Here is a 14,787-nt window from a genome sequence, read left to right as displayed (position 1 = left end):
GAGGTACAAAATTAATCCAAATCCGGAATAGACAAATGATTGTTTATTATCTGCGATCATTTGGGAATTATTTGAGGGCTCAGGACAGCATCTGGTTGCAAGTTCGCGATATTGCGAACAGGCCAATGTTTATAAAGCTTTCAGAGCTTTTTTTTTAGTTTTTGAGATAAGAGTAAGATTATCCCCCATTTACCATGGTAACTAATTATTGTTTGCAAAAATCCTTCTGGAAATCCACGAATTCATTCCCCGACTTTCGTAACTTTATCTTATGGAACAGTACACAAACGAACTCATTCACGAAAGCAGTTTATACTTGCAGCAACACGCCCATAACCCCGTAAATTGGGTCCCGTGGTCGAAGGAAGCTTTTGACCGGGCGGAAGAAGAGCAGAAACTGGTACTTGTTTCCATTGGTTACTCTGCCTGTCATTGGTGTCATGTGATGGAGCACGAATGTTTTGAAGATGAAGAAGTGGCTGCCTTGATGAACAAGCATTTTGTGTGTATCAAAGTGGATCGCGAAGAACGTCCGGATGTGGACCAAGTATATATGACGGCTGTTCAATTGATGACTCAAAGAGGCGGATGGCCATTGAATTGTTTCACCATTCCGAACGGACAACCGGTTTATGGTGGAACTTACTTCCCGAAAGAACAATGGATGCATGTATTGAAATCATTACATCATACCTATACTTCTGAGCCGGGAAAAGTGTTGGAATATGCAAAAGAACTTTCTGAAGGTGTTCAGCAATCGGATCTCATTGCTGTTGCAGAACCAGTGCAACCTTTTCCAGCTGATAAATTATGGGAATTGGTTCGGAGATGGCAGCCACGGATGGATATGGTGGAGGGTGGTCCCACTTCTGCTCCTAAGTTTCCTCTTCCGAGTAACATAGAGTTTTTACTGCATTACGGAACATTGGAGAAAAACGAGTCCATTCAAAAGTACGTGGATCTGACACTCCATAAAATGGCTTTGGGAGGAATTTACGATCAGCTTGGTGGTGGTTTTTCGCGATATTCAGTTGATATGTTGTGGAAAATCCCTCACTTCGAGAAAATGCTTTATGATAACGGACAATTGCTGAGTGTATATGCCCAGGCTTATGCTCAAACCAAAACTCCGGAATATAAGCGGGTATTGGATCAAACGCTCGGATGGCTTGAACGCGAAATGCAGAGCGAAGAAGGAGGTTTGTTTGCTGCGCAGGATGCTGACTCAGAAGGAGTAGAGGGCAAGTATTATGTTTGGACAAAGGAAGAGATCGAAGCAGCTTTGGGTGAAGATGCATCCTGGTTTTGGAAATTATATAATCCTGGAAACAAAGGATTCTGGGAACATCAGCAATGGGTTCTCTTGAGAAATGAGACATGGGAGGAATTTTGTGAAATGAACCCGTCTGTAAATCCAGCAAAGATTCAGGCACAATTGGATACTTTGCTGCATATCCGCAAAAAACGCATTGCACCGGTAACGGATACGAAATGTTTAACAGCTTGGAATGCGCTTACAATAAACGGTTTGATTGAAGCATTTAAGGCTACGGAAGATCACGGATACCTGAAAATAGCTCTGCAAATCGCTAAGTGGCTCCGGAAGTACCAGGCAGCAGGTGATTTTCAATTATTCCATACCAGGCAAAACAACCGTTCGTTTATCACCGGTTTTTTAGACGATTATGCAACGGCAATCCAAGCCTTTCTTGCGCTTTATCAAATTACGGGTGATGAAGAAGATCTGGATTTTGCAAAGCACTTATGTACTTACACCCTGGAACATTTCTATGACGAGAAATCCGGGATGTTCTATTTTACACCGGATAATCACGACCTGATTGCCCGGAAAATGGAGATCAACGACAATGTGATTCCTTCCACAAATAGCATCATGGCACATAACCTCTTAACGCTTTCATTATTGATCGATAATCTCGATTACGAGGCAAAGTCAAAGCAAATGCTTCAGAATGTAATTGACGGAATGGAACAATACGGTTCGGGATATTCGAACTGGGCTTTGTTATTGCTTCGATTCCAAAAAGAGGTGCGCTTACTCACGCTTCCCTTAACTCCGGAATGGAATATGTTCAGAAAACAGAGTTCCCCGTTTTTAGTCATTCGGTATACCCGGGAAAGTGAAGCAACCGTTTGCGCCGCAGGATTGTGTTCCATCCCAATGGTACATACAAGAGAAGTAGAGGATTATTTGGAGAATTTGAATTGAATTTTTCACCGCAAAGACGCTAAGAACACAAAGGGAATATTAATCCGATCTTTGCGCTCTTTCATTCTTTGCGGTTATAATTAAGTCTGTATTGGCTTTCACTTCTTCTTTTCTTCCGTTTTCAACATTTCCGGAGCTTTAATCTTAAACTGTTCCAGTCTTGGCTGTGAAACTGCCTGCACATACCCGTTATTCGGATTCCGGCATTCGAAATTTTGATGATATTCTTCTGCCTTGTAGAAAGCGGTGTATTTAACTACTTCTGTGGTGATGGAAGGAAACTTTTTCTCCAGTAGCAATTTCTGAATGTAAGTCTTGGCATGATCGCGCTCGAAGTCGTTTTGATAAAATATTGCAGAGCGGTATTGTGTGCCTGCATCAGGTCCCTGGCGGTTTAGTGTCGTCGGATCGTGGGAGTCGTAAAAAACTTTCAATAACTCATCATATGATACAATGCTTGAATCGTAGTAAATTTTCACTGTTTCTGCATGGCCCGTTGTTCCGGTACAAACATCTTCATAGGTCGGATTTTCAACATGGCCTCCTGCGTATCCGCTTTCCACTTCGGCTACTCCTTTAACGGATTCGTAAATGGCTTCGACACACCAGAAACAGCCGCTTCCGAAATAAGCTACCTGGTATTTGGACAATTCCTTGTTGCTTTTTGGAGTTTTAGCGATTTCCTGTGATTTATCCTTCTGTCCGCAGGCACTCAAAGACAAAACTGTAACGATTAAAAAGAAAATGATGTGTTTCATAAAATATTTTTTTCAAGTTACGACACAGTTCCGAATCCGGATTTAGTTCACCGGCTTTTTAACCTTTCTTAAGGGTTTTAAGAAGGTCAAGTAATGCCGTTAAACAGGTTTTGGTAATTGCAAATCATCTGCGGAAATCTGCGAAATCTGCGGGCAAAAATAACTCACCCTCTAACTTTCACCGCAGCGGATTATACAAATTATTGACCCTGAAACAACAAAAAAAAGTAGAAAGGTTTAAAAAGTCGGCTCAACTGATTATATTCGCACCCTTAAAAGAAATTATAGAATGGCAATTATTGGGAAAATAAGAAGCATGCGTTACCTGCTTGTAGGTATTACAGGATTGGCTCTCTTGACTTTTATTCTTACAGGATTATTTGATAAAATCGGTTCTTCGGTTGATAGAGGTACACTTGGTACAATCGATGGAAACGAAGTGGATACTGCAATTTACAATGCGAAAATGAATCAGTTTGAGTATTCGGACAGACAACAGTTTCAGCAGCAGCAACGTGAATATACAGAAAAAGACCAGGAACAATCTGCTGATAAAGCATGGTCTGCAACTGTAGATGAAATTATCCTTAAGCGTGAATATGAAGCGCTTGGTTTGGCCGTTTCTGAAAAAGAATTTACTTCTTTCCTTTATGGAGAAGAAGGTTTTACCTTGTTACCTGAAATTCAGCAGGCATTTACAGATCCGGCTACGGGTCAGTTCAACGCTGCACAATTGGAAAAATATGTTCAGGACCAGGAGAAATCTTCAGATCCGACAGCAATTGAAAATTGGAAAAAGACAAAAGAAGCTATCCGTATACAGCGCATGCAGGAAAAATACTTCCAGTATTTAGGCCAGGGTTCATATGTGACAAAATTGGAAGCTAAAAATGAATATTTGGCTAAGAACGAATCCAAATCTATTTCATTTGTAATGGGTGCTTACCGCGATATTACGGATGATCAGATGAAGATTTCTGACAAAGAGGTTCGTGCTTTCTATGAAAAGAACAAGGACAAACCGAAATACCAGGTAATGGCAGGTCGCGATGTGAAGTATTTTGATGTAACAATCTTGCCGTCAAAGAAAGATTCAAGTGTTTTCAATAAAGAATTGTCCGTGGTGAAAAAAGCATTCGCTACATCAACAAATGATTCTGTATTTATTCTTGAAAACTCGGAAGTACCTTTCTCAAGAGCGTATCCTTCCGGTAGCGCGTTGACTTTACGCCCTGAAGGCGATCCGAAAGCTCGTCCGGATTTGACTTATCCTGCAGCAATGGATACTGTGTTTAAATCTGCAGCTATCGGTCAATTGGTTGGACCATACGATGACAAAGGAAAAACACGCCTTGCGAAAGTGGTTGGGTTCAATTCAACAGTGATGAAAGTGCGTCACATTTTGATCAGTGCTCAAAAAGGAGATACCAAGAAAATTGCTTCTGCTAAGAAATTAGCTGATAGTTTGGTGAAAGTGGTGAATAAGACCAATTTCGAAGAATTCGTGAAAAAATATTCGGAAGATCCGGGATCGAAAGACAAAGGAGGTGTATACGAAGATTTCATGGATTACGAAATGGTAACACCTTTCTCTGACTTTGCAAAAGAAAAACCGGTAGGAACGATCGGAGTTGTTCAGACTGATTTCGGTTTCCATATCATGGAAGTTTTGGACAGAAAGAACGATGTGAAATTCCCGATTGTAGCTTTAATTCAAAAGACATTGCTTGCATCCGAGGATACAAAAATCAAATTGAAAGATAAAGCGTACAGCTTGCTTTCGAAAATTGACAGAGAACTTTCCAAAAAAGAAGACATTACGGATAAGATCATTTTGTTTGATACGATTGCCCGCAGAGAAGGCTTCTACTCCAGACCACTTCGTATGTTCGATGAGTCTCCGAGAGTTCAGGGATTCACAACTAAAATGGCTGCTCAGTCAATTTTAGAGTTGGCATACAACGATGAAGCTGAGGTTGGTGATCTATGTTCTTCACCGATCCAGGACGATAACCGCCTGATCATTGCAATCGTTTCTTCTATCCGCGAAAAAGGTGCACCTGCATTGGTTGATACGTATGAGCGTATGAGAACGGATGCTTTGAACGAGAAAAAAGCAAATTCAATCTTGAAGAAGATCGGATCTGTTACAAACCTGGAAGTATTGGCTAAGAAATTGAAAACGGACGTGAAACAGGCAGAGGTAACTTTTGCTTCACCAAGTATTCAGGGTGGTGGTTATGAGCCGGAAGTTATCGGAGCCTTGTTCTCAGGTAAAGTAAAGGACAAAAGATCATCCAAACCAACTGTTGGTCAGTCCGGAGTTTATGTGATCCGTGTAAACAAAACAGTTAAAGCTCCTGCAGCGAAAAACTACGATGCGGAAAAAATGCAGATGTTGAGCCAGATCAAAGCAGGTATTGCTAACTCTTCTCGCCAGGCATTGCAGAAAAAATTGAATGTAATGGATAACAGAGCTTTATTGGAAGCAGGAATTGTCCGCTAATAAATAAGATTGAAAGATGAAAAGGTTGTGCGCTTCGGTGTACAACCTTTTTCATTTTCTGCATCCTTATATTGATCAATAATAGTTTATTTTCATGCTAAGATTGAAAACAAGAATGATAAGACCCCTGAAACCGGTTAATTTACTTGCCCTTACAGCGCTTGTTTCCTGGAATACTGCTTTTGCTCAGTGTTTCGACGATACCTATGCAACGATTTCCCCAAAAGAATTGATTCCGTGCAGCGACGGATCTTGGGTACTGGACTACGAAGATAATTTCGACGGGAAGGTCTTGTCGCCTCAGAATTGGATCTTTCCTTACCAGGGAGTGCTGGCGGGTTTTAACTTTGAGAACGATGGTTCCAAAACGTGGTACGCCAATACAGGTACTACACCCGCTATTCCTATTGCTAACAATGTGGTAACGCTGAATGGGATTCTCCAATTGATCGCAAGAAAAGAAAATACTCCCATTGCAGGAAAATACGTGGTGGATTGGTCTAAAGCTACTCCGGGAAAGGATTCTTCTTCGTTCCTGTATTCTTCTGCCTGGATCGAATCGCAGCGTATGTTTGGCTACGGAAAGTACGAGGCTCGCATCAAGATCCCGAAGGGAAAAGGCCTGTGGCCGGCTTTCTGGCTTTTTAACGGGGAGAATGGAAAACACAACTACGAGATCGATATTTTCGAGTTCTGGAACGAGTACAACTGTCTCGGGAGATATAAGAAAAATCGCTTGTCTCGGAATCCTCATTTTGCTATTCATGGCGATAGTATAAACCGCGGAAGTTCTCAATGTTCTGATGATCTCTATCCGTGCTACGGTAATTGGGGAAACTCCAAAACGGATCTGAGTGATGACTATCACATTTATACACTGGAATGGGATTACTACAAAATTGTTTGGTCGATCGACGGACAAATAGTTCATTCTTTGTACCGTTTTAATTCAAAGAATGGAAATCCCACGGATTGTAATACCATTAAAGAGGGACTTGAATACAAAGTAAATGAATCCTGGCCCTTTACAGATAAAATGCAGGTGCGCTTCAACCTCGGGATCCAGCATGGAAATGGGAACGATCCCAATTTGGGTGATGATTTCCCGAAAAGCATGGAAATCGATTACTTCCGGTTTTATAAAAAAGGATCGTCCTAAGAATAAATGCAACTAAATCAACTTAAATATGAAAACCATTTTAATCTTAATCATCCTGCTTCCTTTGGGAGCCAGTGCACAGGGACCAGGCTTTGAGATTCATTATTCTGTGAATCATGCCTTTAGTCTTAATGCCTCAGACAGAACGTTCTTCGGAGCAGGAGTCGGAGGTAATATTATTTTTGGTGAGGACTAGGTGGTCGGTTTTAAAACAGGAGTGGAGTTCAATTTTTTTCACCTCTGGGCTCCTACCTTGTATGCTGGGCATTATACCAGTCAAACGAATGTGCATTATCAATTTGTGGCTTTGTCTATTCCTGCGATTGTTCGGTTTTCCTTTGGAGAAGAATTTAAATTCTTTGTGGAATCGGGAGCTTATTTGGGAATTGGATACGGCAAAATCAAGTATGATTATTTCTCATGGAGTGCTTATAACAATCCTTCCGTTAAAGGACAGGAAAGCAGGGATTATTTTTCCGGCTTATCGCTTACTCCTGCAATTGGCCTTGGAGGTAGGTTTCCACTTTCAGACGGTATTGACCTCATGCTGAAACCTGAATTCGCTTTCGTGTTGAATCAGGAAAATGATAAGTTTCAGATTACACGTTTTTTCTATGGAAGATTTTGTGTAGGCATACACTTGAAATAAAAGAATAGGGAGTGAAATTTGACATCCCTTGGACTAAATACTGGTCGTTTATTGAAGAAACGGCTAAAGAATTGACCAAATCACAATAAATATGAAATCAATTTTAATCTTAATCATCCTGCTTCCTTTCGGAGTCAGTGCACAGAAACCGGGTTTTGAATTTCATTGCTCTGTCAATCATCCTTTGAGCAGCAAAGAAGACAGGACATTCTACGGAGTGGGGATCGGAGCAAATATTCTTTTACGCGATACCTGCCTGTTCAATTTTAAAACAGGAATAGAAGTGAATTACTTCCATACCTGGGATGAAGGTATTTATTCCGGTAAAATGTCATCGAAAAAAGATCTGCATTACCGGTATGCGGTGGTGTCGATTCCTGCATTTGTGAGACTTACTTTTGGAGATCGGTTTAAAGTCTTTTTAGAAGCCGGTGCTTATGCGGGAGTTTGTGTGGCTGGAAAAGTTCGATATACTTATACCAGTTACTCATCTTCTCCAAACGATCCTACCACAACCCAGGAAAGCAAAGATTCATATAATAACGGTCTGTCTATTTCGCCGGCAATTGGTCTGGGAACAAGATTCCCACTTTTAGTACGCTTAGATGTATTCCTAAAAGCGGAATTTGCTTTAGTGATAAAGGGCCAGCAGCTTTCCGGGAATACTATCGGTTCAGGTTATGGTGGAGACTATGATTTCAATTACCGCTACAAATACTTACGTTTGTGTGCAGGGATCCACCTGAAATAGAAAAAAGAAGTAATAAAAAAGTCCCGACAATGATCACCGGGACTTCAATAATTTCATTTAGCAAACGCTGCTCCATCATTCGCGTTAAGCAATTTGCTATTGCTTCGCTCAGTCTTCACCAGCTATTACTTTTCCGCTCCGCCTTTGATTTCCATTGGCGCATTTGGATTAGGGCTTGTAACAGCCGGGATAATATTCAATAACTCAATATCAAATACTAAGTCCGAATACGGAGGAATTCCTCCCGGTCTTCCTGCAGCACCATATGCTTTGAAGTAAGGAATCACGAAAATCCCTCTTCCGCCTTTACTCAGAATAGAAATTGCTTCATCATAACCAGCGATCATTTGTCCCACGTTGTGTGTGAAATCCAATGGCTGGTTGCGGTCACGTGACGAATCGAATTTCGTGCCGTTTAAGAAAGTTCCTGTATAGTGTGTAGAAACATTGTCTCCTTTATTTGCTCTTGTACCGTTTCCTTCAGTTTGAATAACGTATACCAACCCTGATTCAGTTTGTTGTGCATTCGGGTATTTTTTACGGATCTCGTTCAACAGGTAAACGCGGTATTCAGCTTCAGACATTGCAGCACATTTTGCAATACGATCTTTCTCGATTGCATCCAATTTTGCCTGCTCTGCTTTTTTAACTTCCTGTTCAGCCTGTACCTTAGCATAAGAAGATTTGAATTTTTCCGTTGCATTCCAGGATTTGTAAGCTTTTCCATTGCGGATAATCACAACTTTCGTCATGACATCGTTTGCCTCAATTTTGTTCACTACATCCTGTCCCTGAACTACATGTCCGAAAACAGTATGCTTTCCGTTTAGCCACGGAGTTTCTTTGTGTGTAATGAAGAACTGGCTCCCGTTTGTTGCCGGCCCGCTGTTCGCCATAGAAAGAATCCCTGGACCGCTGTGTGTTAAATCAGGTCTTGTTTCATCAAAAAACTTGTACCCCGGGCCACCCATTCCTGTTCCTTGCGGATCTCCTCCCTGGATCATGAAATCTTTGATCACACGGTGAAATTTCAATCCGTCATAAAACGGTTTTGTAATTTTTACAGAATCAAAAAGTGTTAGGTTTCCCTCTGCCAAACCAACAAAGTTGGCAACTGTCATAGGAGTTTTGTCTGCCTCTAATTTTACGATGATATTTCCTTTTGTAGTAACAAAAGCAGCGTAAATACCAGGATCAGAGTCTTTCGGTAATTCGACCTTTTGTGCAAAAAGCGAAGTGGTAGTAATACATAAAAGCATTAATGCTGAAATGTATCTAAGTCCTTTTTTCATATTCAATTATTTGGGTTTAAAAATAGTGCAATTTTGCGAACTGAACCGGAAAAATCAAAAATCAGTCCAAAATCGAATGAAAATTCAAAGTTCAAAATTCAAAACTCTAGAAAGGAGGAATGCTAACTTTTACATTTTGAATTCATCATTTTGAATTCTTATGAGTTAAGTCATTTTTTGCGTCGAAATAATCACGAAATTTGTTCTACAAAAATACACACATGCGCATAGAACAATTATATACCAAATGTTTAGCCGAAGCGGCATATTTCATTGAAAGCGAAGGAGAAATTGCAGTCATCGATCCCTTGAGAGAGGTTCAGCCTTACCTGGATCTGGCCAAAGAATGGAACGGAAGCATCAAATACATATTTGAAACGCATTTCCACGCGGATTTTGTTTCCGGTCACGTGGACCTGGCAAAGCATACCGGAGCGAAGATCGTTTACGGACCAACAGCAAAAACTAATTTCGAAAGCATTATTGCGGAAGATAACCAAGAGTTCAAAGTTGGAAAGCTTACCATAAAGGTACTTCACACACCGGGACATACTCCGGAATCGGTGACTTACCTCCTGATAGATGAAAACGGAAAAGAAACAGCCATTTTTACAGGCGACACCTTATTTCTGGGGGATGTCGGCAGACCGGATCTGGCAATTAAAGGCGATTTGACTCAATATGATTTGGCAGGAATGCTCTTTGATTCTTTGAGAAATCGTATTATGATCCTACCTGATTCATTAACGGTTTACCCGGGACATGGAGCAGGAAGTTCTTGTGGGAAGAGCATGAGTTCTGAAACTGTGGGAACACTCGGAGAACAGAAGCAAACAAATTATGCCCTGAGGGCAGATATGACCCGCGAAGAGTTTATTAAAGAAGTAACGGAAGGAATTTTACCTCCGCCTCAATATTTTCCTAAAAATGCCATGATGAACAAAAATGGCTACGAATCAATTGATGAAGTGATCTCGAAAGGAATCACTCCTTTAAGTGTCGAAGAAGTCAAAAGATCCATTCAGGACAACGTGCTGGTTTTGGATGTTCGCAACCAGGATGAATACATCAAGGGAGCAATCCCGAACAGTTTGTTTATCGGCTTGAATGGGACATTTGCCATGTGGGTGGGTGCATTGATTGAAAACATCAATCAACCGATAGTTTTGGTAGTTCCTGAAGGTAAGGAAGAAGAAACGGTGACGCGTTTGGCCCGCGTTGGCTATGATAATTGTATCGGGTATTTGAATGGCGGAATGCAAACCTGGATTGAAGCCGGGGAACCTGTTGAAACCATCGAATCAGTAAGTGCGGAAAGTATTGCTTCTAAAATTGATTCACTTCCGGTTCTGGATGTGCGTAAACCGGGAGAGTACGAAGCAGAACACCTGGAAAATGCAGAACATGTTGCTTTGGATTTCATGCTGGATGATCTGGGGGATCTGAAACCCAATAATCCGTATTATGTGCATTGCGCTGGTGGCTACCGGAGCGTGATCGCTATTTCATTATTGAAACAAAAAGGATTTAAAAACTTAATCGACATTGCCGGAGGATTTGCTGCGATCAAAAAAGCAGGAATTCCCACAACTGATTTTGTTTGTAGCTCGAAAAAGTAAGCACATAAATTCCATATTTAGAAATTTGGGAAGATTAAGCTCCCGCAGATTTCGCAGAAGAACGCAGATTTCATTTGTCTGGAAATATTAAAAGATGAATTCTTTTAGCCAGATGTTTAAAAAGAATCAGCGTAATCTGCGTGATCTGCGGGAGTTCCTTTATGATATAAAATCTTAAGATAAGCAGTTCATTTTCCCTTATTTCCACTAAATTTGCGCCATGGAACAGAAAGAAGATTTACTAAAAGAGGTCATTTCCCACGCGAAAGAGTATGGTTTTGTTTTCCCTTCATCAGAAATTTATGATGGATTGGCTGCGACGTATGATTATGGTCAGCTGGGATCGGAACTAAAAAACAATATCAAACAATATTGGTGGAAATCCATGGTTCAGATGAACGACAATATTGTGGGAATTGATGCGGCAATCTTCATGCATCCTACCACCTGGAAAGCTTCAGGTCACGTTGATGCGTTCAATGATCCATTAATTGATAACAAAGATTCTAAAAAAAGATACCGTGCGGATGTATTGATCGAAGAACATATTGAGAAAATCCGTCAGAAGATCAATAAGGAAGTAGAAAAGGCAGCAAAGAAATTTGCAGATGCTTTTGATGAAGCTCAATTCCGGGCGACCAATCCGAATGTGTTGCGCAACGAGGAAAAGATCAAAGAGATCGAAGACCGCATGCGAGTTACACTGGAGAATAACGATCTGGAAGGAGTGAAGAAATTGATCGAAGACCTGGAAATTGTTTGCCCGATCAGTGGTTCCAGAAACTGGACGGAAGTGCGTCAGTTCAACCTGATGTTTTCAACAGAATTGGGTTCGGTTGCGGGTGATGCAGCTACTATTTACCTGCGTCCGGAAACTGCTCAGGGAATTTTCGTGAACTTCCTGAATGTTCAAAAAAGCGGACGTATGAAGATTCCTTTTGGAATCGCTCAGATCGGTAAAGCTTTCAGAAATGAGATCGTAGCCCGTCAGTTTATTTTCCGTATGCGTGAATTCGAACAAATGGAAATGCAGTTCTTCGTTCGTCCGGGTGATGAAATGAAGTGGTACAACCATTGGAAAGCGGCTCGTTTGGCCTGGCATAAAGCGCTTGGTTTGGGAGATAAGTATTACCGCGAGCACGATCACATTAAATTGGCTCATTACGCAAATGCTGCAAGTGATATCGAATTTGATTTCCCGATGGGATTCAAAGAATTGGAAGGGATTCATTCAAGAACAGACTTCGATTTGAAACAACACGAACAGTTTTCAGGAAAAAAATTACAGTATTTTGATCCGGAATTGAACCAGAATTATGTTCCTTATGTCGTAGAGACTTCGGTTGGTTTGGATCGGATGTTCCTGGCTGTCATGAGTGCTTCTTTCAAAAATGAAAAATTGGAAGATGGTTCCGAACGTGCCGTATTGAGTTTACCGGCGCAACTGGCTCCTTATAAAGTTGCTATTATGCCTTTGACCAAGAAAGATGGTTTGCCGGAAAAAGCTACGGATATCCTGAATGATTTGCGTTTTGATTTCAATTGTCAATACGATGAGAAAGATTCTCCGGGGAAACGTTACCGCAGACAAGATGCGATCGGAACGCCTTATTGTGTGATGGTGGATCATCAGACATTGGAAGACAATACAGTTACTATTCGTGACAGGGATACCATGTTACAGGAACGCGTGGCTATTTCAGAGTTGAGAGCAAAGATTGAAGGAAAGGTAAGTTGGAGAAACCTACTTGCAAAATAAGAGAAAGCAAGCTTTCGATAACGACAAGTGTTAGCCGGATGGATCCAGGATTTGGGGATAAGTGTAAGATTATCCACCATTTACCGAGGTACATTATTTTAAATTTATAGAAAAGCCCCGAAATTGCTAGTCGGGGCTTTTTAGTTTTATACTATTTGGTAAAAAAATCAATCCCGGTTTGCCCCCTTCATTATACCTTCAAGTAAACCCTCAAATTTAATATCTCCACTGGACAAGTTGCGCGTTTCATGTATATCGAAATTCTTCCCGAATCCCATTACACTTCCGCGAACCGTTCCGTCCAGTTTCAGCTCGAATTTCTCAGCATTTGCCAACTTTGCAATACGGAACAAAGCTCCGTCACTTAAACTTAGCTTTAACGGGACAGTATAAACGTGCTCAGATTTTCTCCTGACTTTGATCTTGTTGTTCAGGTCTATTACTCCGATCTCCAGGTCATTGACTGAAACGTTCAGTTTCCCTTTCTTGATCTTGAATCCGTAACCGTTTTCATTGTCTACAGTCGCATCGAAACTCACATTCAATGTTTTTCCTTCTAATTTCCCAAATTTAAAATTGGAATACCCGGAAACTTCAGGTTCTATAAACTCACAGCTGGATACCGTGATTAAGAACGCACATATAAAAAGTATCTTCTTCATCTTATTTCATTGCTTCATTAAAATAATGGAAGAAATACGGAATGGTTTCAATTCCTTTGTAAAAATTAAATAAACCGAAGTGTTCATTGGGTGAATGGATCGCATCTGAGTCCAGGCCAAAGCCCATCATTACCGTTTTCAGTCCCAATTCTTTCTCGAATAAAGCAATGATCGGAATACTTCCGCCGCTTCTTACCGGAATTGGTGTTTTACCGAATGTCTCTTCATAGGCTTTCGCTGCACTTTTGTAAGCAATCGAATCAATTGGTGTTACAACAGGTTCTCCGCCATGATGTGGATTTACTGCAACCTTCACCCCGGCAGGTGCAATGGATTCAAAATGTTTGGCAAACAATTCAGTGATTTTTTCCGGCTCCTGGTTCGGAACCAAACGCATGGAAATTTTGGCATAGGCTTTCGAAGCAATAACAGTTTTTGCACCTTCACCGGTATATCCTCCCCAGATCCCGTTTACATCCAGTGTCGGACGAATAGAACCTCTTTCTGGTGTTGTATATCCTTTTTCACCGTAAACAGCATCTATGTTCAATGCTTTTTTGTAATCTTCCTCGTTGTAAGGCGCCTTTGCCATCTCTGCCCGCTCTTCCAGACTTAATTCAACTACATCTGCATAAAACCCCGGGATTGTAATATGATTATCCGAGTCGTGCAGTGAAGCGATCATTTTGGTTAAGATATTAATCGGATTCGCAACACAGCCGCCGTAAAGACCAGAGTGAAGATCCCTGTTTGGCCCTGTTACTTCAACTTCAACATAACTCAATCCTCTCAATCCTGTTGTGATAGATGGTGTATCGTTGCTTAACATTCCTGTGTCTGACACCAAAATAATGTCAGCTTTAAGACGTTCCTTATTTTCTTTAATGAAGACACCCAGGTTTACAGAACCAACTTCTTCTTCCCCTTCGATCATAAATTTCACATTGCACGGAAGTTCATTGGCTGCAATCATTGCTTCGAAAGCTTTTACATGCATGAAAAACTGACCTTTATCGTCACACGCTCCGCGAGCAAAAATAGCACCATCCGGATGAATATCTGTTTTTTTCAATACAGGCTCGAATGGAGGTGAAGTCCACAGGTCGATCGGGTCTGCAGGTTGAACATCGTAATGTCCATATACCAGTACGGTTGGAAGAGAAGAATCAATGATCTTTTCTCCATATACAATCGGATGACCGGCTGTTTTGCAGATTTCCACTTTTTCAGCTCCTGCTTCTTTAAGGAATTCAGCAACCTTTTCAGCTCCGCGAATCACTTCTTTGGCATAAGCACTGTCTGCGGAAACTGTCGGAATTTTCAAAAGGTCAATTAGTTCTACTAAAAACTTATCTTTGGACTTTTGTATATATTTTTGGGTATTTTGCATGATTTTTATATT

At 41.0% G+C, this 14,787-nt stretch carries 12 protein-coding genes; 8 read left to right on the top strand and 4 right to left on the bottom strand.

What is annotated here, in order from left to right:
• Positions 1–271: 271 nt before the first annotated feature.
• Positions 272–2,230 carry a thioredoxin domain-containing protein gene (locus K0S23_RS10610; RefSeq protein ID WP_300356983.1) on the top strand — a complete coding sequence of 653 codons (1,959 nt, stop codon included), beginning with the start codon at positions 272–274 and terminating at the stop codon, positions 2,228–2,230.
• Positions 2,231–2,328: 98 nt separating this feature from the next.
• Here K0S23_RS10610 and msrA read toward each other — a convergent pair whose 3' ends face one another.
• Complete coding sequence (gene msrA, locus K0S23_RS10605; protein WP_300356981.1) at positions 2,329–2,988, bottom strand: peptide-methionine (S)-S-oxide reductase MsrA; 660 nt, start codon at positions 2,986–2,988, stop codon at positions 2,329–2,331.
• 289 nt (positions 2,989–3,277) lie between these two features.
• On the opposite strand from msrA, the gene K0S23_RS10600 reads away from it, so the two are divergent.
• The 5 genes from K0S23_RS10600 to K0S23_RS10580 all read left to right on the top strand — a co-directional run bounded on the left by K0S23_RS10600 (position 3,278) and on the right by K0S23_RS10580 (position 8,053).
• A complete protein-coding gene (locus K0S23_RS10600; protein ID WP_300356979.1) occupies positions 3,278–5,494 on the top strand; it encodes a peptidylprolyl isomerase in 2,217 nt (738 codons plus the stop codon).
• 115 nt (positions 5,495–5,609) lie between these two features.
• A complete protein-coding gene (locus K0S23_RS10595; protein WP_300356977.1) occupies positions 5,610–6,653 on the top strand; it encodes a glycoside hydrolase family 16 protein in 1,044 nt (347 codons plus the stop codon).
• 28 nt (positions 6,654–6,681) lie between these two features.
• Positions 6,682–6,849, top strand: coding sequence for a hypothetical protein (locus tag K0S23_RS10590; RefSeq protein ID WP_300356975.1), 168 nt, complete (start codon positions 6,682–6,684; stop codon positions 6,847–6,849).
• Positions 6,850–6,870: 21 nt separating this feature from the next.
• On the top strand, positions 6,871–7,302 hold the full coding sequence (locus K0S23_RS10585) for a hypothetical protein (RefSeq protein WP_300356973.1): 432 nt from the start codon (positions 6,871–6,873) through the stop codon (positions 7,300–7,302).
• Between the two features lie 91 nt (positions 7,303–7,393).
• A complete protein-coding gene (locus K0S23_RS10580; protein WP_300356971.1) occupies positions 7,394–8,053 on the top strand; it encodes an outer membrane beta-barrel protein in 660 nt (219 codons plus the stop codon).
• 125 nt (positions 8,054–8,178) lie between these two features.
• Here K0S23_RS10580 and K0S23_RS10575 read toward each other — a convergent pair whose 3' ends face one another.
• Entirely contained in the window at positions 8,179–9,345 is a 1,167-nt protein-coding gene (locus K0S23_RS10575) for a peptidylprolyl isomerase (RefSeq protein WP_300356969.1), read from the bottom strand.
• 221 nt (positions 9,346–9,566) lie between these two features.
• Between K0S23_RS10575 and K0S23_RS10570 the strand changes: the two genes are divergently transcribed.
• Together K0S23_RS10570 and K0S23_RS10565 are read left to right on the top strand one after the other, a co-directional pair.
• Positions 9,567–10,964, top strand: coding sequence for a rhodanese-like domain-containing protein (locus K0S23_RS10570; RefSeq protein ID WP_300356967.1), 1,398 nt, complete (start codon positions 9,567–9,569; stop codon positions 10,962–10,964).
• 220 nt (positions 10,965–11,184) lie between these two features.
• Positions 11,185–12,723, top strand: coding sequence for a glycine--tRNA ligase (locus tag K0S23_RS10565; protein ID WP_300356965.1), 1,539 nt, complete (start codon positions 11,185–11,187; stop codon positions 12,721–12,723).
• Positions 12,724–12,890: 167 nt separating this feature from the next.
• On the opposite strand, the gene K0S23_RS10560 is transcribed toward K0S23_RS10565, so the two are convergent.
• Positions 12,891–13,385: an LEA type 2 family protein gene (locus K0S23_RS10560; protein WP_300356963.1), complete on the bottom strand. Its 495-nt coding sequence runs from the start codon at positions 13,383–13,385 to the stop codon at positions 12,891–12,893.
• Between the two features lies 1 nt (position 13,386).
• Entirely contained in the window at positions 13,387–14,775 is a 1,389-nt protein-coding gene (locus K0S23_RS10555) for a dipeptidase (protein ID WP_300356961.1), read from the bottom strand.
• Positions 14,776–14,787: the final 12 nt, after the last annotated feature.

Origin of the sequence: Fluviicola sp., assembly GCF_029266855.1 — a bacterium.
GTDB lineage: Bacteria > Bacteroidota > Bacteroidia > Flavobacteriales_D > Crocinitomicaceae > Fluviicola.
This window is presented reverse-complemented; position numbering and strand designations above follow the sequence as displayed.

Bases quoted from the DNA above. Each gene is read 5' to 3' on its own strand.
- K0S23_RS10575 (WP_300356969.1), bottom strand. From the start codon at position 9,345: ATGAAAAAAGGACTTAGATACATTTCAGCATTAATGCTTTTATGTATT.
- K0S23_RS10595 (WP_300356977.1), top strand. From the start codon at position 5,610: ATGATAAGACCCCTGAAACCGGTTAATTTACTTGCCCTTACAGCGCTT.
- K0S23_RS10600 (WP_300356979.1), top strand. From the start codon at position 3,278: ATGGCAATTATTGGGAAAATAAGAAGCATGCGTTACCTGCTTGTAGGT.
- K0S23_RS10610 (WP_300356983.1), top strand. From the start codon at position 272: ATGGAACAGTACACAAACGAACTCATTCACGAAAGCAGTTTATACTTG.
- msrA (WP_300356981.1), bottom strand. From the start codon at position 2,988: ATGAAACACATCATTTTCTTTTTAATCGTTACAGTTTTGTCTTTGAGT.
- K0S23_RS10560 (WP_300356963.1), bottom strand. From the start codon at position 13,385: ATGAAGAAGATACTTTTTATATGTGCGTTCTTAATCACGGTATCCAGC.
- K0S23_RS10570 (WP_300356967.1), top strand. From the start codon at position 9,567: ATGCGCATAGAACAATTATATACCAAATGTTTAGCCGAAGCGGCATAT.
- K0S23_RS10555 (WP_300356961.1), bottom strand. From the start codon at position 14,775: ATGCAAAATACCCAAAAATATATACAAAAGTCCAAAGATAAGTTTTTA.
- K0S23_RS10580 (WP_300356971.1), top strand. From the start codon at position 7,394: ATGAAATCAATTTTAATCTTAATCATCCTGCTTCCTTTCGGAGTCAGT.
- K0S23_RS10565 (WP_300356965.1), top strand. From the start codon at position 11,185: ATGGAACAGAAAGAAGATTTACTAAAAGAGGTCATTTCCCACGCGAAA.
- K0S23_RS10590 (WP_300356975.1), top strand. From the start codon at position 6,682: ATGAAAACCATTTTAATCTTAATCATCCTGCTTCCTTTGGGAGCCAGT.